Annotated in this window: 23 protein-coding genes; 10 read left to right on the forward strand and 13 right to left on the reverse strand. The window is 46.4% G+C overall.

Translation table 11 applies throughout. The annotated features are described in order from the left end of the window. Positions 1 to 199: 199 nt before the first annotated feature. From JHD69_RS03100 to JHD69_RS03120, 5 genes are all read right to left on the reverse strand, one after another. Positions 200 to 811: an ABC transporter ATP-binding protein gene (locus tag JHD69_RS03100; protein ID WP_199137287.1), complete on the reverse strand. Its 612-nt coding sequence runs from the start codon at positions 809 to 811 to the stop codon at positions 200 to 202. A gap of 38 nt (positions 812 to 849) precedes the next feature. Continuing rightward, positions 850 to 1,635, reverse strand: a complete 786-nt coding sequence (gene lpxA, locus JHD69_RS03105; RefSeq protein WP_199137289.1) for an acyl-ACP--UDP-N-acetylglucosamine O-acyltransferase — start codon at positions 1,633 to 1,635, stop codon at positions 850 to 852. Further along, the gene (locus JHD69_RS03110; protein ID WP_199137291.1) at positions 1,635 to 3,044 is read right to left on the reverse strand and encodes a bifunctional UDP-3-O-[3-hydroxymyristoyl] N-acetylglucosamine deacetylase/3-hydroxyacyl-ACP dehydratase; all 1,410 of its coding nucleotides are present in this window, start codon (positions 3,042 to 3,044) and stop codon (positions 1,635 to 1,637) included. Before JHD69_RS03110 ends, lpxA begins: the two co-directional genes overlap by 1 nt. Next, entirely contained in the window at positions 3,044 to 4,117 is a 1,074-nt protein-coding gene (lpxD, locus tag JHD69_RS03115) for a UDP-3-O-(3-hydroxymyristoyl)glucosamine N-acyltransferase (protein WP_199137293.1), read from the reverse strand. The genes JHD69_RS03110 and lpxD overlap by 1 nt, the downstream gene beginning before the upstream one ends. Positions 4,118 to 4,226: 109 nt before the next feature. Further along, positions 4,227 to 5,450: an HD domain-containing protein gene (locus JHD69_RS03120; RefSeq protein WP_199137295.1), complete on the reverse strand. Its 1,224-nt coding sequence runs from the start codon at positions 5,448 to 5,450 to the stop codon at positions 4,227 to 4,229. 100 nt (positions 5,451 to 5,550) lie between these two features. On the opposite strand from JHD69_RS03120, the gene JHD69_RS03125 reads away from it, so the two are divergent. The 5 genes from JHD69_RS03125 (at position 5,551) to JHD69_RS03145 (ending at position 10,870) form a co-directional block, all read left to right on the forward strand. Continuing rightward, positions 5,551 to 7,104: a bifunctional response regulator/alkaline phosphatase family protein gene (locus tag JHD69_RS03125; protein WP_199137297.1), complete on the forward strand. Its 1,554-nt coding sequence runs from the start codon at positions 5,551 to 5,553 to the stop codon at positions 7,102 to 7,104. Positions 7,105 to 7,168: 64 nt separating this feature from the next. Continuing rightward, on the forward strand, positions 7,169 to 7,597 hold the full coding sequence (gene tsaE, locus JHD69_RS03130) for a tRNA (adenosine(37)-N6)-threonylcarbamoyltransferase complex ATPase subunit type 1 TsaE (protein ID WP_199137306.1): 429 nt from the start codon (positions 7,169 to 7,171) through the stop codon (positions 7,595 to 7,597). Between the two features lie 110 nt (positions 7,598 to 7,707). Then, positions 7,708 to 8,934 carry an alanine dehydrogenase gene (locus tag JHD69_RS03135; RefSeq protein WP_199137308.1) on the forward strand — a complete coding sequence of 409 codons (1,227 nt, stop codon included), beginning with the start codon at positions 7,708 to 7,710 and terminating at the stop codon, positions 8,932 to 8,934. A 2-nt stretch (positions 8,935 to 8,936) separates the two neighbouring features. Then, the gene (locus JHD69_RS03140; protein ID WP_199137310.1) at positions 8,937 to 9,620 is read left to right on the forward strand and encodes a M15 family metallopeptidase; all 684 of its coding nucleotides are present in this window, start codon (positions 8,937 to 8,939) and stop codon (positions 9,618 to 9,620) included. A gap of 185 nt (positions 9,621 to 9,805) precedes the next feature. After that, entirely contained in the window at positions 9,806 to 10,870 is a 1,065-nt protein-coding gene (locus JHD69_RS03145; RefSeq protein WP_199137312.1) for a hypothetical protein, read from the forward strand. A 215-nt stretch (positions 10,871 to 11,085) separates the two neighbouring features. Here the strand turns inward: JHD69_RS03145 and JHD69_RS03150 are convergent, their stop codons facing one another. The 7 genes from JHD69_RS03150 to JHD69_RS03180 form a co-directional block, all read right to left on the reverse strand. Continuing rightward, entirely contained in the window at positions 11,086 to 11,703 is a 618-nt protein-coding gene (locus tag JHD69_RS03150; protein WP_199137314.1) for a hypothetical protein, read from the reverse strand. Next, positions 11,684 to 11,878 (reverse strand): hypothetical protein, encoded by a 195-nt coding sequence (locus tag JHD69_RS03155; RefSeq protein ID WP_199137316.1) that lies wholly within the window; start codon positions 11,876 to 11,878, stop codon positions 11,684 to 11,686. The genes JHD69_RS03150 and JHD69_RS03155 overlap by 20 nt, the downstream gene beginning before the upstream one ends. A 951-nt stretch (positions 11,879 to 12,829) precedes the next feature. Then, on the reverse strand, positions 12,830 to 13,378 hold the full coding sequence (locus JHD69_RS03160) for a SixA phosphatase family protein (protein WP_199137318.1): 549 nt from the start codon (positions 13,376 to 13,378) through the stop codon (positions 12,830 to 12,832). An 8-nt stretch (positions 13,379 to 13,386) separates the two neighbouring features. Next, complete coding sequence (locus JHD69_RS03165; RefSeq protein WP_199137320.1) at positions 13,387 to 14,439, reverse strand: aminotransferase class I/II-fold pyridoxal phosphate-dependent enzyme; 1,053 nt, start codon at positions 14,437 to 14,439, stop codon at positions 13,387 to 13,389. After that, entirely contained in the window at positions 14,439 to 15,488 is a 1,050-nt protein-coding gene (locus JHD69_RS03170) for a glycosyl hydrolase family 18 protein (RefSeq protein WP_199137322.1), read from the reverse strand. Before JHD69_RS03170 ends, JHD69_RS03165 begins: the two co-directional genes overlap by 1 nt. Before the next feature lie 4 nt (positions 15,489 to 15,492). Continuing rightward, on the reverse strand, positions 15,493 to 16,281 hold the full coding sequence (locus JHD69_RS03175) for an alpha/beta hydrolase (protein WP_199137325.1): 789 nt from the start codon (positions 16,279 to 16,281) through the stop codon (positions 15,493 to 15,495). Between the two features lie 11 nt (positions 16,282 to 16,292). Then, positions 16,293 to 17,618: a D-alanyl-D-alanine carboxypeptidase/D-alanyl-D-alanine-endopeptidase gene (locus JHD69_RS03180; RefSeq protein ID WP_199137327.1), complete on the reverse strand. Its 1,326-nt coding sequence runs from the start codon at positions 17,616 to 17,618 to the stop codon at positions 16,293 to 16,295. Positions 17,619 to 17,670: 52 nt separating this feature from the next. On the opposite strand from JHD69_RS03180, the gene JHD69_RS03185 reads away from it, so the two are divergent. The 5 genes from JHD69_RS03185 (at position 17,671) to JHD69_RS03205 (ending at position 23,761) form a co-directional block, all read left to right on the forward strand. Continuing rightward, positions 17,671 to 18,924 (forward strand): aspartyl protease family protein, encoded by a 1,254-nt coding sequence (locus JHD69_RS03185; RefSeq protein WP_199137329.1) that lies wholly within the window; start codon positions 17,671 to 17,673, stop codon positions 18,922 to 18,924. Between the two features lie 98 nt (positions 18,925 to 19,022). After that, positions 19,023 to 21,521 (forward strand): zinc-dependent metalloprotease, encoded by a 2,499-nt coding sequence (locus JHD69_RS03190; protein WP_199137331.1) that lies wholly within the window; start codon positions 19,023 to 19,025, stop codon positions 21,519 to 21,521. A 46-nt stretch (positions 21,522 to 21,567) separates the two neighbouring features. Further along, entirely contained in the window at positions 21,568 to 22,437 is an 870-nt protein-coding gene (locus JHD69_RS03195) for a phosphodiester glycosidase family protein (protein ID WP_199137333.1), read from the forward strand. Between the two features lie 84 nt (positions 22,438 to 22,521). Beyond that, positions 22,522 to 23,484 carry a hypothetical protein gene (locus tag JHD69_RS03200; protein ID WP_199137335.1) on the forward strand — a complete coding sequence of 321 codons (963 nt, stop codon included), beginning with the start codon at positions 22,522 to 22,524 and terminating at the stop codon, positions 23,482 to 23,484. Between the two features lie 85 nt (positions 23,485 to 23,569). Further along, a complete protein-coding gene (locus JHD69_RS03205; RefSeq protein ID WP_199137337.1) occupies positions 23,570 to 23,761 on the forward strand; it encodes a cold-shock protein in 192 nt (63 codons plus the stop codon). 66 nt (positions 23,762 to 23,827) lie between these two features. Here the strand turns inward: JHD69_RS03205 and JHD69_RS03210 are convergent, their stop codons facing one another. Further along, positions 23,828 to 24,817 (reverse strand): family 16 glycosylhydrolase, encoded by a 990-nt coding sequence (locus JHD69_RS03210; protein WP_233165657.1) that lies wholly within the window; start codon positions 24,815 to 24,817, stop codon positions 23,828 to 23,830. Positions 24,818 to 24,950: the final 133 nt, after the last annotated feature.

A 24,950-nucleotide genomic window follows, 5' to 3' on the forward strand; every position in this document is an offset into this window, starting at 1 on the left:
TGCGCCTATTCCTATGTCGCTTTTTCGTGGCGCAAAGGTATAGACTATTTTTTAATTATACAATAGTAATTTTAAAATATTTTTTAATGTTGCTTTTAAACAGAAATAGGCCGTTTTTTGACCGAAATTTCTAAGGTAAAAGTATTTATTTATCGGTAATTATAGAACATATTTTGTCATCTTCTTCATCCTGTCCCGCTTACTTATAATCTGTAATGTTTAGCCGATGCTCGCAAAAATCGTATTCGTGAGCCTGGTTGGAACCGATAACCGTAATCCTGTTGCCGGCAAAACGGCCCATCAGCTCATGATACCAGGCCACCCCCTGCTCGTCGAGATTGGAGGTAGGCTCATCTAAAATCAAGATCGGCGTATCGGCGCAACAGGCCAAAGCCAGCTTGGTGCGTTGCTTCATGCCCGACGAAAAATGCTTCAGCGCCTTGTCCTTGGCTTTTTCGAGCCCCAAAATGTCAATCAGCGCCCTGGCATCGAGGCCTTGGGCGTAGTTTTTAAACTGGAAATGAAAGTTGATGGTTTCGGTTAGGCTAAACTCCTCTACCAAGTCGAGGTAAGGTCCGGCAAAGCTCAGATGCTGGTACACTTTCTCTACCGGCGTATCGGGGTTGCTGTATTTCAATTCGCCTTCCGATGGCGTAAGATTGCCCAGCAAAATACTCAATAAGGTCGACTTTCCGGAGCCATTAGGCCCCAAAACCGCGTATTTTTGACCCAAAACAAAGCGATAATCTACATTTCTGAAGATCCATTCCTTGTTAAAGCGCCTGCCAATATGATCGAGCTTGATTTCCATTAATGATTTACGCCGGGATTGGCAAAGCTTTGAGCAATTTAACCGCTGGTTCCGAAGCCTCTCATTACGCCGCGGTTCGAGTTGCGGATAAAATCAACGATTTCATCGCGGATTTCGGTTGGCTGAAACTCGGCTTCAATAATGTCTAATGCCTTGGTTACGTTGTTGTTCTTTACAAAAAGTACGCGATAAATTTCTTGTATCTCGTTTATTTTTTCTGGCGAGAAACCTCTGCGGCGCAAGCCTACCGAGTTGATACCCACGTAAGATAGCGGCTCCCGTGCGGCCTTTACATAAGGGGGAACATCTTTACGCACCAACGAACCACCGGTTACAAAGGCGTGCGAACCCACTTTTACAAACTGGTGGATGGCCACCAAGCCTGCCAGCACCACATAATCGCCAATGGTAATGTGTCCGGCCAAGGTAGTACTGTTAGAAAAGATACAGTTGTTGCCCACTTCGCAATCGTGTGCAATGTGCGAATAAGCCTGAATCAGACAGTTGCTGCCAATTACCGTTTTCCATTTGTCTTTGGTGCCGCGGTTAATGGTTACGCATTCGCGAATGGTGGTATTGTCGCCGATTTCTGCAGTGGTTACTTCGCCGGCAAATTTCAAATCCTGCGGAATGCCCGAAATAACCGAGCCCGGGAAAATACGGCAGTTTTTACCGATGCGCGCACCGTCCATAATGACTACGTTAGACCCAATCCAAGTTCCTTCGCCAATTTCTACGTCTTTATGAATAACCGCAAAGGGCTCAACAACTACATTGTCCGCAATTTTTGCTTGGGGGTGTATATAAGCTAGAGGTTGTATCATTATGCTGTTTCGCTGTCTTTAACTTTTACTATTTGGGCCATCATTTCGGCCTCTACTACTACTTTATCGCCAACCATGCCTACGCCCTTCATTTGGGCAATGCCCCTGCGCATGGGCTCCATCAGGTCGCACCTGAATATTAGGGTATCTCCAGGCAATACTTGTGCCCTAAAACGCACATTGTCTATTTTAAGGAAATAGGTTAGGTAGTTTCTTGGGTCGGGCACGGTGCTGAGCACCAAAATGCCACCCACTTGAGCCATCGATTCGATTTGTATTACCCCTGGCATTACCGGTGCACCCGGAAAATGCCCTTTAAAGAACTCTTCGTTCATGGTTACGTTCTTTACGCCAACCACGTGGGTTTTCGAAAGCTCTATAACTTTATCCACAAACAAGAACGGCTGCCTGTGCGGCAGGATATCCATTACCTGTACCACATCAAAAATAGGCTTGGTGTTGGGATCGTATACTTTTTGTATTTTTTTGCCTTTTTCCTTTTTAATGGCAGCCTTAATCCTTTTGGCAAAGGCAACGTTAGCGGCATGACCTGGCCTGGCCGCCATGATGTGGCCTTTCAGGTGAACGCCTACCAAAGCCAGATCGCCAATCATGTCTAACAGTTTATGACGGGCAGGCTCGTTTTGGTAACGGAGCTCCATGTTATTTAAAATACCTTGTGGCGCAACCTCGATGGCTTTTCTTTTAAAGATGGTGGCCAAATGGTCGAGCTCCTCACGGGTTACCTCCTTGTCAACAATAACGATGGCATTGTTCAGGTCGCCTCCTTTAATCAGGTTATTTTTAAGCTGGTACTCCAGTTCGTGCAGAAAGCAGAAGGTACGGCACGAGGCGATTTCCTTCTTAAACTCTGCAATGCTCGAGATCCCGGCGTGCTGGCTGCCCAAAACCGGCGAATTGTAGTCGATCATGCAGGTAAAACGATAATCGTCAAGCGGCATGGCCACAATTTCTACCTTTCTGTCGGCCTCGGTATAGGTAATGTTATGTGGAATGGTAAAATATTCTCTGTCGGCACTTTGCGAAACTACGCCCACCTCTTCCAAAGCCTCGATAAACTGAATGGCGCTGCCATCCATAATCGGGGTTTCGGGACCGTCGAGCTTCAGCAACACGTTGTCTAGGTCCATGCCCACCAACGACGCCATAACGTGTTCTACGGTACTTACGCTTGCTCCGTTTTGGCTAATGGTAGTGCCACGGGCCGTATCGGTTACATTGTCGCAGTCGGCTTCAACAATCGGCTGACCTGGAAGGTCGATCCGCTGAAATTTAAACCCGTGGTTTTCTGGAGCGGGACAAAATGTTAACGTCACATTTGCACCAGTATGCAAGCCTACGCCTTTAACTGATATTTCGCCCTTTATCGTCTTTTGCTTAACGTTCATTATCTATTCTGTGTTGTCGTAATCTGTTCGATGAGCGCATTAAGTTCAGCAATTTTGGCCTCTAATTCGCGTACCCGTTTTTCTACCTCGGGCAGCTTCTTAAATATAACGGTAGAACGCATCCATTCTTTTAACGGCTGCGCCGGACTTCCGTGCCATTGTTTATTGTCTTCTGTATTGAAATTGATCCCGGCTTGTGCACCCACTTGTGTGCCTTTGCCCAAATTCAAGTGGCCCGCAATGCCTACCTGGCCTCCGATTACCGAATTATCGCCAAGTTTGGTGCTGCCCGAAATGCCGCTCTGTGCCGCCACCACCGAGTGTGCGCCCACATCAACATTGTGCGCAATTTGGATCAGGTTGTCGAGCTTGGCGCCTTTACGGATAAAGGTAGAGCCCATAGTGGCCCTATCTATGGTGGTATTGGCCCCAATTTCTACGTCATCTTCAACCACTACATTGCCAATCTGGGCAATTTTATTGTAGGTACCATCGGGCTGGGGCGCAAAGCCAAAGCCATCGCTGCCAATTACCGCATTGGCATGAATGGTTATGCGATTGCCCAAAATGGTACGGTTGTATATTTTAACGCCGGGATAAAGCATTACATCATTGCCAATCTGGGTGTCGGCACCGATATAAGCCTGGGTATAGATTTTGCAGTTATCGCCAATCACCACGTTTTCTTCGATGGTACAAAAGGCCCCGATATAAACGTTCTTGCCAATTTTTGCCGAAGGATGTATAAAACAAGGCTGATCGATGCCTGGTGTGGTGCGGTCTTGGTTAACTACTTCGTTGTATTTTTCTAAAAGGATAGAAAAAGAGCTGTAAGGATCCTTTACCTTGATCAGCGTACAATTTACGGGCTGCGCGGGCACAAAATCCCTCGATACGATCACTACAGAAGCCTGTGTAGTGTACAAGTAGCTTTCGTACTTGGGGTTGGATAAAAAGCATAGCGAACCAGCACCTCCACTTTCTATTTTGGAGAGCTCTTTGACCGTAGCGGTCTCATCTCCTTCAATAGTTCCATCTAAAAATTCGCTTATCTGCTTGGCAGTAAATTGCATCTTACAAAGTTAAATGTTAAATTGATATGAACAAATAAACAACGGCTGTTAATTGTTACAAGGATAAGACAAAAACGGCTTTTGCGCCCTTTAATTTTGTTAAAAAATGCTAAATGCCTCTCACGTAACAAAGAATATGTTTTTTTACCGTCTTATCCAAAGATTCTAAGTTAGATAAATCCGAGGCTTTTGCAATATCAACCAGCTCATTATTCTTCATCAAGATGTTAATATTGCTATTGCCTGCGTTGTAAGCTCTGTTTCTGATGGTATCGGTAAATACAAAATAGGCTACGTCGTCTTCGTCTACATGCAGGGCCAGCATGGTTTTATCGGCCAGCGCGGCTATCCTTTCTGGAGCAGGCTCGGCATTGCTGATCTCTACCTTATACAGCTTGCGGGCATTGAGCATTTGACACAAACGCGACAAAATCGGGTCGTCGTGGTCGGCCCAAACCTTTACCGAGGCGTAGATATCCTGGTCGTCGAGCTTGGCAAACTGCTGCAGATGGATTTCGTCGTCAAAGAAGTTGAGTTCGGTAATATCGTTCTGCAGAAAATGCTGCAGCGCCGGCGTGGCAAAAAGCTCGACCCCGCCAGAAGCCAGCTCTTTGGCCCTTTCCAAGATCTTTACCAACAGCTGTTCGCCGGCAATGACGGTTTTGTGCAGGTAAACCTGCCAATACATCAGCCTGCGGGCAATCAGGAATTTTTCGATCGAATAAATGCCCTTCTCCTCAATCACCAGCTGATCGTCAACCACGTTGAACATTTTAATGATGCGGTCGAAACTGATCACCCCTTCGCTTACCCCGGTAAAAAAGCTGTCGCGGTTCAGGTAATCCATGCGGTCGAGGTCTAACTGGCCAGAAATCAGCTGGCAAAAGAAGCGGCGGTGGTATTTGCCCCTGAAAATATGGATGGCGGTAGTGAGCTGCCCGTCAAACTCCTCGTTCAGCTGGTCCATCATCAGCATCGAAATATCTTCGTGCATCACGCCGGTAATGAGCGTATGCTCCAGTGCATGCGAAAAAGGACCGTGTCCTATATCGTGTAGCAAAATGGCGATGGTGGCGGCCTCTTCCTCTTCAAAACTGATGTGATGGCCCTTGCTGCGCAGCACTTCTATGGCCAGGCCCATCAGGTGCATGGCGCCCAACGCGTGGTGAAAACGGGTATGCAAAGCGCCGGGATATACCAAGTGGGTCATTCCCAATTGCTTGATGTACCTGAGCCGCTGAAAATACGGATGGGAAATGAGGTCATAAATCAACGCCGATGGGATGCTGATGAAGCCGTACACCGGGTCGTTTATTATTTTCTTTTTATTCAATTCTCAAAATTAAATTATACGGTACAAAAATTGCTATTTTTATCGATAGTAAAAAGCCTAGCGCTTTGAATGGAATTAATTTACATAAAAAACAGATATAATGCAGGAAACCAAAATTCTATGGGCCGACGACGAAATCAACTTGCTGAAGCCACACATTCTGCTGCTGAACGAAAAAGGCTATCAGGTAACTACGTTTACCAATGGCAACGATGCGCTGGAGGCCTTTGGAAAGGAACATTTCGACCTTGTGTTTTTAGACGAGAACATGCCTGGAATGAGCGGATTGGAAACGCTTTCTGCCATCAAAAACATCCGGTCTGATGTGCCTGTGGTACTGATTACCAAAAGCGAAGAAGAAAACCTGATGGAAGACGCCATCGGTTCGAAAATAGACGACTACCTGATCAAGCCGGTTAATCCGAAGCAGGTTTTGCTCACCATCAAGAAAATTATCGACAACAAACGCCTGGTGAGCGAGCGTACCTCATCGGCCTACCAGCAGGATTTTAGGCGTTTGGGCATGACCTTAAACGACAAGCTGAGCTATGAAGAATGGGTAGAGGTTTATAAAAAATTGGTTTTTTGGGAACTGGAACTCGAAAAGCTCGACGATCCGCAAATGCATGAGATTTTGACCATGCAAAAATCGGAGGCCAACATGCAGTTCTCTAAATTTATTGAAAACCATTATTTGGATTGGGTAAACGGCAAGGGAAACCCGCCATTGTTATCCAACGAGCTACTGAAAAAGAAGGTTTTTCCGTTAATCAACAGCACGACCCCCGTGTTCTTTATTTTGATAGACAACCTGAGGTACGACCAATGGAAAATCATCAATCCGCTGATTACCGAATATTTCCGCCTCGAAGAAGAAGATACCTATTCGAGTATTTTGCCTACGGCTACCCAATATGCCCGTAATGCCATTTTTTCGGGCCTGATGCCTTTAGAAATGGAGAAGCGTTTTCCGGCGCTGTGGCAAAACGACGACGACGAAGGGGGCAAAAACCTGCACGAAGAAACGTTTTTGGGCGAGCAGATCAAGCGCATCCTGCGCAAGGACTGCAAATTCAGCTACCATAAGATCTTGACTTTCGACCAGGGGAAAGAGCTTACCGAACAGGTAAACAACCTGATGCAAAACGAGTTTAATGCCCTGGTTTACAACTTTGTGGATATGCTTTCGCATGCCCGTACCGATATGCAGATGATCCGCGAGCTGGCCAACGACGATGCCGCCTACCGTTCTTTGACCTTGTCGTGGTTCGAGCACTCGCCTTTGCTAGACCTGCTTAAAAAAATCGCTCAAAAACGGGTAAAACTGATCATTACAACAGATCATGGTACCATTAGGGTAAAGCATCCGAGCAAGGTAATCGGCGATAGGAATACCAATACCAACCTGCGCTACAAACAGGGGCGCAACCTTAATTTTAATCCGAAAGAGGTGTTCCTGATCAAAAATCCGCACGAGGCGCAATTGCCGAAGATCAACATCAGCTCCAACTATATTTTTGCCAAGGAAGACCAGTATTTCGTTTACCAGAACAACTACAACCAGTTTGTGAACTATTACAACGAAACCTTCCAGCACGGGGGCATTTCGCTGGAGGAGATGATCATTCCGGTTGTCACGTATAGTTCGAGGTAGTCCTATCTTATTCTACCACCTCAGACATCTTAGATTTCTGAGGCGGTAATATTATCTTTGCTGCATGAACACTTCCATTACCATCGATAGCATTAACGAATTGGGCATCGTAGCCGAGCAATTGCTCGGTTTTGCCAATGGCGAGCGTTTTTTTGTTTTTGAAGGCGATATGGCCGCGGGCAAAACCACTTTCATCAAATCGCTTTGCCAGGCCCTGGGCATAACCGATGTGGTGAGCAGCCCTACATTTTCTATCGTTAACGAATACGAAAGCCCTGCCGGGCCGGTTTACCATTTCGATTTTTACCGCCTAAAAAACCTGCAAGAGGCTTTTGACATCGGCTACGAAGAGTATTTTTACAGCGGCAACTATTGCTTGGTAGAGTGGCCACAAAAAGTAGCCGAGCTTTTGCCCGATCGTTACATCAAGGTAGCCATCTCCATTACGGGCAACGAGCAGCGCCACTTCGATTTGGAGCGCATAGGCGCCTAAAACCATTGCCGGTTTTGTCAGGGGTAACTCTTTTCTATGTATTTCATTGTGAGCTATTCGCAGATTTTGCGTAACTTCAAGCACCTAAATAAAAAACTACCCAACTTATCATGGCTACAGGATTACGTGAAGGCATGGCTGCCATAGCCCAAAGAGGCTTGATGCAGCCCCAGGAGTCAATGTTAGAAACCAACAAGAAGAGCAACAGTTTATACATCGGTATCCCCAAAGAAATTTCCTTTCAAGAGTGCAGGATAGCGCTTACGCCCTTATCGGTAGCCCTTTTGGTAAACAATGGACACCGGGTGGTTATCGAATCGGGAGCCGGCAACGGCGCCAACTTTACCGACAAGGATTACAGTGAGCAGGGCGCACAGATTTCGTTCAGCAAGAAAGACGTGTACGCCGCCGACATCATCGTTAAAATAGCCCCGCCTACTTTAGAAGAAATCGGTTTGATGCACAAAGGCCAGACCTTGATTTCGGCCCTGCAGATCGGCACCTTAAAAGAGGCCAATCTCAAGGCCATCCTCCATAAAAAAATCAATGCGCTTTGCTTCGAAAACCTGCGCGACGAAGGCAATGTGCTGAGCGTGGTGCGCGCCATGGGCGAAATTGTAGGGTCGGCTTCTATTTTCATCGCCGCAGAGTACCTGAGTTCGGCCTTTGGCGGCAAGGGCCTGATGCTGGGCGGCTTTACGGGTGTACCACCTACCGAGATCGTGATTTTGGGTGCCGGAACTGTTGGCGAATATGCCGCGCGCACGGCGCTTTCGCTGGGTGCAGAGGTGAAGGTTTTTGACAGTTCGATATTTAAGCTCCGCCGTTTGCAGAACAACTTGGGCAGCCGCGTTTTTACCTCGGTTATGCAACCCATTGTGCTGGCCAAGGCCATTACTACCTGCGATGTGGTAATTGGCGCCATCCGTTCGCAGCACGGCCGCAGCCCCTGCTTGGTGATGGAAGAAACCGTTAGCCGCATGAAACCCCATTCGGTAGTGGTTGATGTAAGCATTGACCAGGGTGGCTGTTTTGAAACTTCGGAAGTAACCAACCACAAAGACCCGGTTTTTATCAAACACGACGTGATCCATTACTGCGTGCCCAATATTGCCTCGAGGGTGCCCCGCACGGCATCTTATGCCCTAACCAACATCTTTGCCCCTATTTTGATTGACATTGGCGAAATGGGTGGCCTGATGAACATGGCATGGAACAGGCCCGGCATCCGCGAAGCGCTGTACTGCTACCAGGGCCATTTAACCAATAAAGACCTGGCCAATATGTATAATTTGCCGTTCAAAGATCTGGAACTGCTCGTGGTGGCCAATCAATAATTATGAAACGACTTTTATCGCTGGCCCTGATGGCCGCCTGCTTAAGCTCCTGCGCCCAAAAGAATGCGCAAAACCCCTACGGCCTGGCCATTGTAAGCAATTACAAAACCTACAAGGCCGATTTAAAGGCCCACCCCAACAACGAGCTGGTCGAAATCAAGAAAGCCATCCCATCGGTGGTGCTCGATATCAGGTATGCTACCCGCAACAACTTTATGCAACAGGCAATGTACAAGCAGGCGCGGGCCTTTGCACGCAAGCCCGTGGTTGAGCAGCTGAAAAAGATACAGACCATCCTCAACAAAAAAGGCTATGGCTTAAAGATTTTTGACGGCTACAGGCCCTACGCCATTACCATGGCCTTTTACCAGAAGGCCAGCGACAAGAACTTTGTGGCCAACCCCAACAAAGGCTCTAAGCATAACCGCGGCTGCGCGGTAGACCTGACCATCATAGACCTGAAAACTGGCAAAGACGTACCCATGCCAACCCCTTACGACAGCTTTGCGCCCGAAGCCGCGCCACGCTACCAAAAGCTGCCTGCCAACGTAATTAAAAACCGCGATTTTTTGATTGCCATCATGCAGGCCAACGGTTTTAAGGTTATTTACAACGAATGGTGGCATTTCGATTTTAACGGCTGGCAGGAATACGATTTGATGGATATTCCGTTTGAGCAGCTTTAAGCCGCGTGCACAACCGGCCACAACCATGTTGCCGTCTGTTTGGTTTCGCCAAACCCAATCTGCTTACCCTTAATAACCTGGGCATTACCCGAAATTATTTGTTCATAATCTTTGCTTTTTTGGATTCTTTTTAAGTTTTATATAGCTTGGAATTTAAGTAAAACAAACGCTCAACTATAAAGCTCTTGATTAGATTCATAACAATAAACGAACTTAAAGAACTTCTTGATGAATTTCTAAACCGCTGGCCAATCGATAAATTAGAAGCTCTAACTCTGCAAGAGTATGTAGGCGTTAATAACAAGGACACCTTTTGCCAATGGGTTGAAACTAGAACAAGGATGTTGGGAAGCATAAAGGGTCTAACATCAATTAAGTTTGGGATTTACGAAAGGACAAATTCTGCTAAAACCCCAAAAAATTATAAAAACGATGAAAAATACTCTTGGTTAAAAGCTTATGGTAACGACAGAAAAACTGCTTTTGACAACGTAAAAAGAGACATCATTAAAGTCATAAAGCTCTCTGAAATTGGCGGTTTTGACCAGATCGATCATATACGTCTACCTGACCTATTTAAATGGAAAGTAGCTTTTTTATATTCTAATGAAAGACTCATCCCGATTTATAAACGCGATGTTTTATTTAAGATCGCAGATTATTTTGGTTTGCAGGTAGGCAAGAGCACTACTATCTCGGAAATACAGACATTAATGATGATGAATAAGCCCGCGCACTTGGATGTGTATGCTTTTATGCGAAAGCTTTATGACCAGTTTGGGGACAGGAAGGAAAGAAAAGAAATTATCGCGAACACAAGCACGCGAATACCAAGAACAAAAAGACGAGCAACAGGAACAAAAGACATAGCTCCACAGGTGAGAACCGTAACCCGTTCTTACATCGCAGAACAACGACATAATAAAATTCAGGAAGCACTTAAAGCTCAATTAATAGAGCAATTTGGAGAGGAAAATGTCCTGTTGGAAGAAAATCATGTCGATGTAAAGCTAATCCAACCGGATTTTATTTCGTTTTACGAAGTTAAATCCTCTCCTTACGCATCACAATGTATAAAGGAAGCACTAGGACAAGTCCTATTATATTCGTCCAATGATGAAGACAAGAGGAAAAAAAACCATATTGTTGTAGGTCAGTATCCTGCTACAGCCAATGATGAAAAATATATTAACTTTCTAAAAGAAAACCTAAAGATTGATTTTGAATATCTAAACGTGGAAATCATATAATAGATATATTCCGGGGTTTTTACTTAGATCAACTGAGCATTAAATAATTATCTTATTAACCACTACTTTTGTCCAAACTTTCTCGTTATTTGATATAGGCAACCGCCTATTCATTAACCATGTAGAGCCTAGCATCCTTAAAGCCAAAAACATAAAAGCCTCATGCAATGCAAAAACAAGCTTTTTAGACTTAAATAATGAGATCCCTAATATCCTCATAGTTTGTTTGCTATGGCTTTTCCTTCCTCACAATTCTTCAACCGGCTAGATAAGCTATTGTAATACGAAGGACAATCTATACCTGCGCCCATACTGGTTTTACTAATGTTGATTAAAACCTTGAGGTATAGCAGCGAAACAGGCGAATCGGGGTATTTTAAAAAGAATTCGGCATAGTTTCTTTTGTTGCTGGTAAGGTACATGTCGTTAAGGGCCTTGTTTAACGGGCCTCCTGTTACCAGGGCTTCTTTCATGTTTTCGGTAGGTACATAAACATTAACCGAATCCTCTATGGCTAAAATCTTTTCGTCAAATATTCTTTCGGCTTTTTTTTCGAGCAGGGTGTTATAAGTCATTAAAGAATCCATGCCAAAAAACAGGCTGGATAAGGTCAGCTCCTCGTATCTTACGGCGTTAAACCTGAAATGGCTAAGCACTACAGGCGCTTTTAGCATGATGTTTTTTTTTGAATTGTACAGGTAGGCGTATTTGTACGGCAGGCTCTTGTGTACCGTTCCGGCAATCGTACAGCCCGTAGCCTGACCATACAGGCTACGGGCCGTAGCAAACACCATCAATATGGCTAAACCAATATTAAGCAGGGTTTTCGTCATAATACTTTATGCACAAATCATAGTATACGTCCATTTGGATTACGTCGGCATTGGCATCGCCGGTAGGTTCAAGGCTTGCCGCTTCCTGTAGGCATTTGGCCTGTGCCCAGGCAGGGCATCCACCGCCCGTTACTTTTTTAAGCTCGGCTTTGCTGAGCAATGTTAGGTTTTTCATTTGATTGATTTATGGGTCTGGCTGTTTTTTTACCACGTAAAAACATAAAACGGCAAGTTTTTACAACGCCTTGCGTCGGTTGTTTAGGGATGACGCTTTTTATCCATTAAAACATATCGTTTTTAAAACAGCTAAAAAAGGCGGGTCAGCAACCCTAGGGACACAAGGTAAAGCCCAGCCATAGATCTTGAATAAAATCAAAAGGGATAATTGAAAATACAAATAATACTTTGTACCCGTTTAGCCAAGCCTAAAATGTAAAAAGATAGAGCATTTTAAATGCACGCCCAGCCCCTTTTAAGGCACCGGCACACAAAATTCACTATTAAAATCATGAAAAAGGCCTTTTTTGACCTGAAAACGCGATTTTAAGTCCAAACTAAGCAGCTCCGAGTACCGACAAAGCTCCATTGCGATGCCTCAAAGAAACGCTGCGGGTACGCCGCGTGTTGTTGCGTACCCGCAAAGACGTTTTGTCAACCCGCAGCGTGCCATTGCGTACAAACAATGCCATGCAGAGAGTACTCGATGACGTATCGAGTGTTCGCAGTGTGATTTTGAAGGTACGCTGCACCACATCGAGGATACGCGATGAAGCGCTTAAGCCCCTAAACACCCAAAGTTTTGACCGCCTTAGACACCTAAGAACAGCTAAGACTTGAGCAATAGAAGGCTTCACTAAGGTGTCTTAGGTAATGAAACCAGGGCGCTGGATCTAATCCGACCAGATTTACAACGAGGTGAAGTAACGGTTTTGACCGCCTCAGGCACCTAAGAACAGCTAAGTATTGAACAATATGTTTAGCTTGAACCAACGCAAAAAAACAACACCAGCTCAAACAATGGCTAAGGCGTCTTAGGTGGTAAAAATTAAACCCGCACTACTATAGTTCAACAATGCGAAAAACCAACCCTTAACTTTTATCAATAGCTGAATTGCCTAGCAACGAACTAAGATTTTGGCTTAGCCACAGGCTCCTGTTGGGTATGATGCGCGGCTCCGTAATGATCTACGCTCACATCGGCCTTATCGCCTTTAACCGTCAGCGAAAAGATATAGTCATAATCGTCGTCGGTAAGTTCTTTGATCGGCCGGGTGCCTCCAAAGGCCTCGATCAGCTCTAGCACGGTGTTAGAATGGCCCACAATCAGTATTTTTTTGCCCTTGGCATTGGCCATCAGCTGCTTGGCCAGTTCTTTCTGGTAGTTTGGGCTATAGGTTTTAAGCGAAATGCCCTGCCTATCGGCCAACTGAAAAGCGGTTAGTTTGCTTCTTTTGTAGCCTGTTGTAAAAATCGAATCGAGTTTCTGGCCCTTTAGGTACTTGAAAAGGTCGTCTGCACGCACCTTGCCTTCGGGCGACAAATCCGGATCATTGTCTTTCGGGTTGTCGGTCAGTTTTTCGGCATGCCTAACAATCCATACTTTCACTGTTTTTTGCGCGCTCAGGTTCTGTTGTCCCAACAAAAGCGCCAGAAATGCCAATACAAGGGTTCTCATCTTCAAAATTATAATGCGGTTATCAATTCTTTTAGGTCTGTTTCGCTGTGCCAGCTGCTCAGCACGATCCTGTTGATGATTTCGCCGTCCTTATCGGGATAGGGAAACGAAGAGATCAGGATGTTCTTGGCCAGCAACCGTTGGCTAAGGTCTGCATTTTTGCAGAAAAAAACAGGAAAATCGGGTATAAAATGCCAGCCTTTTTTACCGGCCAGCGCCGTGGCCATGCGTTTAGCAAGCACTTGGAGCTTGTCGAGTTCCGCTGCATAAAGCGCGTCGGCCTGCATCAGGGCAAAAAGCCCGGCGGCGGCAGGCGGCGAAGCCCCCAGAAATTCGTTACTCTGCTTCAGCCTGGCTATCACCTTTTCAGACCCCAAAACCAATCCCGCATCTACGCCCAATGCCTTGGCCATAGAAGCCACTACAACCGTTTCTACATGGTTGGCCACGGGCAGGGCCGAAAATGCGCCCAGGCCTTTGTTATTGAGCCCCAGGCCATGCGAATCGTCAACAATGAGCAGCACTTGCTTTTGTGGGTCAATCTGCGCCACGAACGAAAAATCGTAAATCTCCGGAAAGAGATTGTTCATCGAGTTGCTGATGAGCACCCAGCGCTCCTGTTCGCTCCGGTTAATGGTCTCGACTAGCGTTTGGGCCCAAGCGCCAAACGAGGTTTCGGCCGTTTGGGGTTCTTCAGCCAGCCACAAAGCCGGATGGCAGGCCGGTGCATAGCAAACCCTGCCCCAGCTGCTCAGGTTCTTTACCGTCAGCTGCGCGGCCAGGTAGCCGCTCGAGCTCACCAAGGCCGCTTCGGCGCCGAATTTTTTAGCCAGGTGTTTTTCGGCTTCATAGTAAATGCCCAACTGGATGTTGTTGTTTCGGCTGGTACCGTTGTTCAGGCCATAGTTTTCCAACCCTTTGATGTAGTGATGCAAAAAGGCTTCGTTTTTCGGGATGCCCAAATAGGCCGTGCCCCCAAAATAGAGATAGCTTTTTCCGGCAACCGCTATCCTGGGCGCCAATGAGCCCTGTAACTGGTTAAACGTTGGTTGGTTCGACATTAATAGCTTCTTCCCAATTGGTCGTTGGCCGCTTTGATCAGAGAGTTGGCATTGTTTGTATCGAACGAAAACTCCCAGAACATGATGCCGTTGGCGCGGTCTTTGGCCAGCTGCGCTTTCTGTTTTACCAAATTGATGCCGTTAAAATAGTAATCAACACCAGCTACAGTGCCCACATTGCCGTTTACATCGGCCCCCGCCGCCTCGATATCGCGGTAGCCCTTGGCCGCGTTTTGCACGTTTTTGCCATAAGTTGGAATGCCTACAACGGCTTTCAGCCTGTCTAGGCCTTTTACGTTCAGGTATTGGTCTAAACTGGCCACGCTCATTTTGTACGAGGCATGCTGGTAAGGATCTGAAGTATCATAACCGATTCCGTCGTACTGCATGATGTTGAAGAAGTCTACATATTGGAATACCTCTGGCTTGATGCCTTCTCTAATTCCTCCGGAATATACTGCCGGGGTAACCGCAGCACTTAAAAACTTGTTGATTTTGTGCAGCTCGGCAGAAAGCTCCTTCATGAGCAATACAAAATTATCTGCCGATGGCGCAGTACCGGAGGTGCTCGGGTATTCCCAATCGATATCGACCCCGTTAAGGCTGTTGTTTTTGGCAAAATTAACCACGTTGGTTACAAACTTGGTCCTTGCCGTGGCCGTACTGGCCATGGTGGCAAAGCTGGCGCTGCTGCCCGAAACCGAGATGCCCACTTTTACGTTGTTGGCCCTGGCGCGCTGCATTACTGTTTCGAAGCGTGTGGGCTGCGAAAGCGGCTTTAACGTACCATCGGCAATGGCATCGATTTCTAAAAAGGCGTAGAACAGATGGGTAATCATCTTGTACTTGCTCATGTCTACCGTTTCTGGGTCTTTATAGCTCGGCATATAGGCCACGATCTTGAAGCTGTTGTCGGGCACATAGGGCGTTGGGGTTACCGGCGTCGTGTTGTTGTCGGGGTTTGAAGGCGTGCTATCATCGCTTTTCTTACAGGCGCCGAACGCCAAAAGGCCCAGGGAACAAATGAGGAGTAGATTTTTTAATTTCATGCGGTTACTTCAATTGGTTCTTAAAAAACTCAAACTGCTGGCGGATAGATTTTGCCCAGTAGGCCTTGTTATGCGCCCCTGGCTGAGAAATGTAGGTGGCGTTTAACTTCAGGCTGTCGCACTTCTGCTTCAGCTCATTGTTAGAGGCATAGAAAAAATCGTTGGCGCCGCAATCGAAAATAATGGGCTTGGCATTGCCTTTTAGTTGCCCGATATTGTCGATAACGGAATATTTTTTCCAAGCTTCGTCTGTTGCCGGCGGGTTTCCCAGTAAATCTCCCAAGCCAAACTTACCAAATCCATCTGATAATTTAATGCCCCCACTGGTACTGCCTGCTCCTGCAAACAATTCGGGCCGCCGTATAAACAGGTGCAGGGCTCCATGCCCGCCCATGCTCAGGCCAGTTATGAAGACGTTTTGTGTATCTGTTTTATACTTTTTTTGAATGTCGGGATACAATTCGTCGAAGAAGAAACTTTCAAACTGCCAGTCTTTTTTTACCGGACTGTTGAGGTACCAGCTGCTGAACAGGCCATCGGGACAAATTAGGATAAAACCGTATTGGTCGGCATATTTTTGGGCATCCATAATGTTGTTCCACTGCTTGTAATTGCCCGAGTAGCCGTGCAGCAGGAAAATAACCGGGAATTTGTCTTGCTGCGCATAATTTTTAGGTTTAAAAACCCAGGTTGTATCAGCCTTGGGCAGGTTCTTGCTCTGGTAAATAAGCTGGTCTTGTGCCGAAGCACCAAGCCCCAGCAGCAGCAATAGGCCCAGTAAATGGTTTTTCATCATTTCAGTTCTTAAAAATTATCATGGATATAGGTCATCAGCCGTACCATTTCGTTCCTCACCTCTGACGTTGGCTGTACAAAATTATTGTTCATGAAAGAAAAAATAAGTACCCTGCCCTTTTGGGTTACCACATAGCCGCTTTGGTTGTGGTTGTTTGAGAGACTACCGGTTTTGCCAAACACAAAGGGCTTGTCGGTTTTGGGGTAGGCATTTTTCAGGGTTCCCGTTTTGCCCCCTGCGGGCAACAGGCCAAAGAGCCTTTCCTTGTTGTTTACTTCGGTATAAATAAGTTCCAATAGCTTCACCATGTCTCTGGGCGTAAACAAATTGCCTCTCGATAGGCCCGAACCATCTACCCATTTCGGTTTATCTGGCAGGCTGGTTAAATAGTGCTGTTCGATGTAGGCAATGATTTTGGCCGTATTCAGTTCTTCGCCAACCTGATTGGCATAGGTAAGCAGCAACTGTTCGGCAATAAAGTTATCGCTGGGCTGCAGCATTTGCTTAAACACCGAATCGCTTTTTACGTTGTAGATGGTTTGGGCATTGGCCGGCATCTTGAAGTTGATGATGCCTACATACTTGTGCAACGTATCGGCCAAAAGATTTATCGTAGTGGCGGTGCTCACCTTAAAGGGCACCTGCTGGGCCGTTTTGGTGGTTATGGGTACTTTAGGATAGGTGAAATGGTTGCTGTTAAAATCGCGGGTTACCTTAAAAGCCTTGGCTTGGGCTGTGCTATCTACAGCAAAGCAGCTGGCAAAGATTTGGGGCGTGATGTTAATCTGGCCATTGGCTGTTGTGCTAACCAGCACCATGTTATCCATCAGAGGCAATTCGTTAATTTCGGCCTGGTAATATTCATTGTAATCGTCCCATTGCCAGCCGTTGCCGTAAAAATTGCCGGTATACCTGCCCGGGGCGAAGAACAGTTTTTTGCTGCTGTTTTTTAAAAAATTGTAGGCCTTGGTGCCCTTCAGTTGCGAGTGCAGGAAAGAAGGGTCGCCGGTTCCCCAAAAAATAAGCGAATCTCCCCTTTCTACATAACGTAGCGAGGGAATGGAATCGGGAGCCATTTTCAGGCCCGCATAAAAAGTAAAGAGTTTGGTATTGGAGGCTGGCGTAAAATACTTATCGGCATCTTGCTGAAAAAGCAGCTCTTTTTGATCCATATCGTACAAAGCAAAGCCCACCTGGTATTTTTTGATCAATTGGGAATGCTGGAATTCTTTTTTTACTTTCCTTGAAATCATCCGGTTTGGCGTGCAGGCCAATTGGCAGGCAACAAAAAAGAACAAGAGGCAGGTAAGCAGCTTTAAACTGGTTTTTTCCATTAAGTATTGGGCTATAGCAAAAATGTGCGTCCTAATTTATTAATTTAGTTTTATGAAATATTGGCATCGGGCAATAAAAATATACCTACTATTTGCTTTTTTTGGCTCAATTGTACTGCAAACCTTGTTGGCAGATGCCTGTTATGCCCAAAATTTTGTTTTTGAAGGGAAGCGCAAAAAAGACGCCTTAACCTTTGAGCAAATCAAGAACCTGATTGTAGTGCCGCTCTACCTCAACGGCAAAGGCCCTTACAATTTTATCCTCGACACGGGCGTAGGTTCGCTGATCATAACGGATCCTGGGTTATTGGATACTTTACGGATCAAAAACCCCAGAACCATTAAAGTGTATGGCTTTGGCCAGGGCGAAGAAATAGATGCTTTTTTAACCAACGACGTCGGCGTAAAGATTTCGGAGGCCAGCGCCGCACATGTGCCAACCGCCATTTTAAAGAAGGATATTTTTGACCTTTCGAGTTATTTGGGGCAAAAGATCTACGGTTTGATCGGCTATCCGTTTTTCAACAGCTTTGTGGTCAAGATAAACTACAGCACCAGCAGGCTTAGCTTTTCGCTACCCAGCGCAAAAGTGAAGAAAAGAGGGCATCAAGTTCCGATATTCATCGAGAACAACCGGCCTTATCTTTTTGCCGATCTGGAAGATGCGCACAAACGGCCATTTAGGGTAAAACTTATTATTGACTGTGGCGCCAGCCATCCCTTATCGATGTATGCCTTGGCGGGCAAACCCTTTCCGATACCCAAAGACACCATTTCGGCCAATTTGGGCGTGGGCTTAAGCGGGGTGATCAATGGCAGCATGGGGCGGCTCTCCTCGCTAACCCTAGGCAAATATTCCTTTAAAAACATCCTTTCGGGCTTTCCGGCCTACGAAGCCTTGGCCAAACAGGTGGGCTACGACAAAAACGACGGCAATTTGGGGGCCGAAGTGCTCAAACGCTTCACCGTGATTTTCGATTATCCCAACCTTTCGATGTACCTCAAACCCAACTCCAACTACAGCACTCCTTTCGAACACGACATGTCGGGCATTGAGGTATACATGGACCCCAACAACAAAAAGCATGTTTTTATAGGCCGCATCGAACCCGGATCGCCTGCAGAAAAGGCCGGGTTTTTAGAGCAGGACGAAATTGTTTCGCTGAATATGCGCTTTATCCAGGAGTATTCGCTGGAAGATATTTCGAAGCTCTTCAAGTCTGACGACGGCCGTACCATTTTGGTAGAGATTGTGCGCAACAACCGAAACCTCATCAAATTGCTCCGACTGAAACGAAGGATTTAGTTTTGTCATCGTAGTGTAACATTCGCCTTTCACGATTTCCTTTGCAAGGACACAATTCTATTTTAGCCTTTTATCACCAAACTAACTTTTTATAAAACATGATCAAAAACCAAAACTTATTAGCGGCAGCTAGTTTGTTTTTTTTATGCGCATTGGGCAGCACCGCCAGCTTTGCACAGCAAAAGAAAACCACTACACCTCCATCTACCGCAGCACCGGCCGCAACAACACCTGCGGCTGCCCCTAAAAAAGAGGGTATCAAGCCTTTTGCCGAGGTTATTACGGCTAAGGCCAAAACCAAAAGCGGCTTATTTAAAACGCACCGTTTAGACGATAAATGGTATTTTGAAATCCCTGATTCGATTTTAAACCGCGAAATGCTCGTGGTAACCCGCTTGGCCAAAGTACCTGCAGGCGTTAAAGTTGGCAACCAGCAATATGGCGGCGAACAACTGAACGAACAAGTTTGGCAATGGGAACGTCGCGGCAAGCAGATTTTTATCCGCGTACCGAGTTATGCCATCAGGGCCGAAGAAAATACCGACATGTACCAGTCTGTTAAAAATTCGAATCTTTCTACCATCCTGGCTTCTTTCGATATCAAAGCCTATAACAAAGACACTACAGGCGTGGTTATTGACGTAACCGATTTCTACAATGGTGATATTTTGGCCATCGGCGCCAGCGATGCCCTGAGAAAAGCCTACAAAACCACGGTTTACGACAATACCCGTTCTTATATCGACACCATCAAAACCTATCCGTTGAACATTGAAGTGGGAACGGCCAAAACCTACCGTTCGGCCGAATCGCCAATCGACAACAGCATTGGTGCCGTTACCTTCGAGTTCAATACCTCGATGTTATTGTTGCCAAAAACACCGGTTAAGCCTCGCTTTATGGATGCCCGCGTAGGGTTCTTTGGCCAGTCGCAGATTGATTTCGGTACCGACGCCCAAAAGTCAGAACGTACCGCTTATATCCACCGCTGGAATTTGGTGCCTAAAGATACCGTTGCCTACAAACGTGGCGAACTGGTTGAACCAGTTAAGCCGATTGTGATCTACATCGATCCGGCTACGCCTAAAAAATGGGTGCCATACCTGATTGCGGGTATTAACGATTGGCAAAAAGCTTTTGAGTCCGCGGGCTTTAAAAATGCCATTGTTGGCAAGGAAGCGCCAACGCCTCAGCAAGATCCTGAATTTAGCGTAGACGATTCGCGTTACTCGGTAGTGCGTTATTTCGCTTCTGATATTCAGAATGCCTACGGTCCGCATGTTGCAGACCCACGCACCGGACAGATTTTAGAGACACACATCGGCTGGTACCACAACGTCATGAGCTTGTTGAGAAACTGGTTCTTCGTACAAACCGCAGCCATCAATCCAGAAGCCCGCAAAGCCAAATTCAGCGATGCGCAAATGGGCGAATTGATCCGCTTCGTATCTTCGCACGAAATTGGCCACACTTTGGGCTTGCCGCACAACTTTGGTTCGAGCTACGCTTATCCGGTTGATTCGCTGCGCTCAAAAGCCTTTACCGATAAATATGCCACTGCACCTTCTATCATGGACTATGCCCGTTTCAACTACGTGGCCCAACCTGGCGATGGCGTGGTAAGAATGTACCCAGGCATTGGCGAATACGATAAATGGGCTGTTAAATGGGGCTACACTTGGTTTCCTGGCAACTTGACCGCTCAACAGGAAAAAGACAAGTTAGATATATGGACCAAAGAAAAAGCAGGCAATCCGATGTATTTCTATGGCCGCCAAGGGAATGCCTACGATCCGCGCGACCAAAGCGAAGACTTGGGCGACAACGCCATGAAAGCCAGTGGCTATGGTATTGCCAACCTGAAACGCATTTTGCCTAACGCAGAAAAATGGACTTTCGAAAAAGGCAAAGACTTTAGCAACCTGAGCGAAATTTATGGCGAAATTGTAGGCCAATATAACCGTTACATGGGCCATGTTACCTACAATGTGGGTGGCTTGTACGAAAACTTCAAAACCTACGACCAAGCTGGTGCCGTTTACAAATACCTAGACAAAGCCAAGCAAAAAGAAGCCATTGCTTTCTTGAACCAACAATTGTTCACTACGCCGTTATGGCTCATCAACAGCGAGCAATTGAACAAATTCGATAATGGTGCTATGCTAACCCGCATCAAAGGCGTACAAACCGGTACCATCAACAATATCTTCACTTCGTCGAGGTTGTTGCGCATGTTGGATAACGAAGCCAAAAACGGAGCTACTGCTTATACCATTCCTGAGTTGTTTACCGATTTGCGTGGCACTATTTTCGCCGCTGGCAGACCAGATGCCTTTAAACGCAACTTGCAAAGAGGCTATATCGATCGTTTGGGAAGCTTAATGGTTGATGCCCCTGCACCGCAAGGCCTGCCTCCAGGCTTTACCTTTACCCCGGTAAACATTTCGGTAACCGATATCAGACCTTTGGTTAGAGCCGAGCTTAAAACCTTATTGGCTACCGCAAAAGCCCGCGGCGTTGCCGGCGATGCCAACACCAAGGCACACTACGAAGATCTGGCCGTTAGAATTAACGACATTTTGGATCCGAAAAAATAATACCAGCAAAGCCCCGAAAGTTTCGGGGCTTTTTTATTTTAGTACCATGCTTAAATCCTTCCTATTTTCCCTGGCCTTTGTTGTCTTCGGCCACGTTGCCTTGGCCCAAAATGCCGATTCGCTGACCCTGGTTAAAGCCAAGTGGCAAAAAAAGCGCATTGCGCCCAAAACCAGGCTCTTTACCTTCCATTTTACGCAAAACAGTCTTTTTCAGGCTAACGAGCAACTTTCTTTTGTCGAGGTAAAAAACAGCAAAAGAGCCCCGCTTTTTGCCTTTGGTAGCGAGCCCAAAGAGCTTAAAACCACATCCACGTTTGGAAAAGCCAATCAAGCCATTGCCGCTATTAACGGTACTTTTTTCGACGTAAAAAATGGTGGGTCTGTAGATTTCATCAAGGTTAACGGGCAAGTGATTAGCCCAAACCGCTTGGAAAAGGGCAATAAAAGAGCCCGTCACCAGCAAGCCGCCGTGGTGATAGCAAACGGCAGGCTCAGCTTAAAAAAATGGGATGGAACAGCCAACTGGGAAGAGGCGCTAAGCGAAAACGACGTGATGCTCAGCGGCCCGCTGCTGCGGCTTAACCAAATTAACGAAAGTTTAGATACCGCGGCGTTTAACCGCTTGCGCCATCCCAGAAGCGCCATTGGCCTTAAACCCGACGGCACCGTGCTGCTCCTGACCGTAGATGGCCGCCACGAAAATTCGGCCGGCATGAGCCTGTTCGAGCTGACCAAGGTCATGAAATGGCTGGGTTGTACCAGCGCCATCAACCTCGACGGTGGCGGTTCCACTACCTTGTGGTTGGCCGATGCGCCCGGAAACGGCATTGTAAACTTCCCTTCCGACAATAAAAAGTGGGACCACGAGGGCGAAAGAAAAGTAGCCAATGTGATTATGCTTAAACCTAAAAAATAAGTTATTAGGTGTATTTTACGTTAGTTGGGAAAGGCTTTCCCAAAACTATGATATATTTGCCTCCACAATCTGGTGCCCTTTAAAATGAAGTCGAAATACCTTTTAGTTCCCGCTTTTGTTTGTTCCCTGTTTTTCCTGGCCTGCAATTCTGATTCGAAAAAGCAAGCTACAGACGGTTCGAAGTCCGGACAGCAAACCGAAGAGCTCGGCTTTAGCGACGTAAACGGCATCCGGTTCTACGAGGTAAAACGACGCTTTAAAAACGGCCTTTCCTTTAACAAAATCGGCTTTCAGCAGGAGCCCACCTGGATTATCCAGTTTAAGGCGCCCGATACCATGCTAGCCTACAGTCCCGAAAAAAAAGGAATGGAAGCTTTTTACCTGCAATTTGACCATGGCAAGGTATACAACTTTGCCCGCGAATTTTTCAGGGCCATTACCATTACCAAAGACAGCCTGGTTTTACAGCGACTGCAGGTTGACGGCCGCGTAATTGCCGGCGACGACGATGAGCGCTCCGACGTTTTCTGCACCTATTATACCCGCGATTATATCGAAAACAAACTACATACAACAGTTGGCGAACTGCAGCGCCCTACCAGGGCCGATACGCTCTTTATCAAATCACTGGCCGAAAAGGCCGCTAAAGATCCCGCCAATCCAGAAACCGCATTCGCCGCCCGGCAACCGGTGGACTTTAAGCCTAAAGGGCCTTATGTTACAGTAGAAAAAATAAGCAATGTAGACCCGCTCAATAACAGAACGCTCTCTTACGATTACCTTTACCCAGAATACCGTTTGGTTATCGAGAAATCGTATAAAGCCTTTGCCTACCGTTTCTCGGTAGTGGTCGATACCAAGGGCAAATTAACGGTTAACCGCGTAGAAGGCGTGATGAAAGAAGACCTCGAGCCAAGAAAGCGCCTGATCCAAGGCATTTTAGATGTTTATGTGCGCAATCTTTACCAGATAAGCCCTGGAACCACGCTGGGCATACCCCATTCTAGCGAAATTACCCTTAACCTGGTGGGCAAACTGGCGAAATAATCTGTTCTATTTTTTGACCATATTGCTCAAACATTTGTTTTGTTGATTTTTAACTGTACCTTGCAGCTCATTTAATTACAATACAATGCAAGAAGGAACAGTAAAATTTTTCAATGTAACTAAAGGTTTCGGCTTTATTATCCCTGCAAACGGCGATAGCGAAATCTTTGTACATTCAACAGGCCTTATCGACGAAATTCGTGAAAACGACAAAGTTCAATACGACGTTGAAAACGGTAGAAAAGGCTTAAACGCCGTTAATGTGAAAGTAATCTAATTATTATCATATTTTACCAAAAAAGCCCCGGCAAATGCCGGGGCTTTTTTATTGCTGCGTTATTTTCTACCGCTGGTAAACCCTCACGTAATCTATCTTCATGCTGGCCGGAAAAATAGATTCGTCTATTCCCTTGGCGCCACCCCAGTTGCCACCCACCGCTACGTTGAGCAACACATGGAACTGCTGGTCAAAAGGCCAATCGGCCATGCCCTTGCCACTGTTTTTAAAGGTCAGGTATTTCTGATCGTCGATAAAGAAATCGATACGGTCGGCAAACCACTCGATGGCATAAACATGGTACTGCGTATAAATATCGTTTACTTTTAGCGCTTTGCCTACCTGGGTACCTTTAACATGGTTAAACGCTTCGGTATGTACGGTTCCGTGCACGGTATCAGGCGCGTAGCCTACGTGCTCCATGATGTCAATTTCGCCACTTTTTGGCCAGTTTCCGTATTTCCAATCCGTAGGCAACATCCAAATGGCCGGCCAAATGCCCCTGCCTTTTGGCAAGATGGCGCGAACTTCTACGCGACCGTATTTCACGTCGAATTTGTTTTTGCTCACCAACCTGGCCGAAGTAAACTTCATTTGCTCCTGGTCGGCTTTGCGCGCAGTAATATTCAACGCCCCTTTTTCTACATTGGCGTTCAGGGTATCAGCCTTGGTATAAAATTGCTTTTCGTTGTTACCCCAACCGGTACCTCCTACATCATAGCCCCAATTATGCGAATCGGGCAGGCCTTTTCCGTTAAACTCGTCGGCCCACTTTAACTTCCAGCCCTTAGCTACTGGTGTTTTTTTAATGGTTTCGAACAATAATTCTGGCTCGTTGGTGGTAATGTAATCCACTTCATTGGCCAATAGCCATTCCATTTCAGGAACCGTATTTACCGTCCAGGCGTTAATGGTCAATCCGAGTTTTTTGGAAGGCTCGAACCAGTTGTTTTTCTGAAAAACCGAATAGTGATAATCAGAACCAGCAAAGCCATCGGCTTTTAGCTTTTCAGGCGCTACTTCGCCAGCCAAATAGGCAACTTTGGCGTTTGGCATGTGTTGGATAATGTAGGTGCAGATGTCGTAACCAAAGCTGATGTACTCTACCCAGGCTCTGTCTCTTATACACATCTAAAAAGGGGGGGGGGGGGGGGGGGGGGGGGGGGGGGGGGGGGGGGGGGGGGGGGGG

The sequence above is a fragment of the Pedobacter sp. ASV12 genome (assembly GCF_016429155.1).
In the GTDB taxonomy this organism is placed as follows: Bacteria; Bacteroidota; Bacteroidia; order Sphingobacteriales; family Sphingobacteriaceae; genus Pedobacter.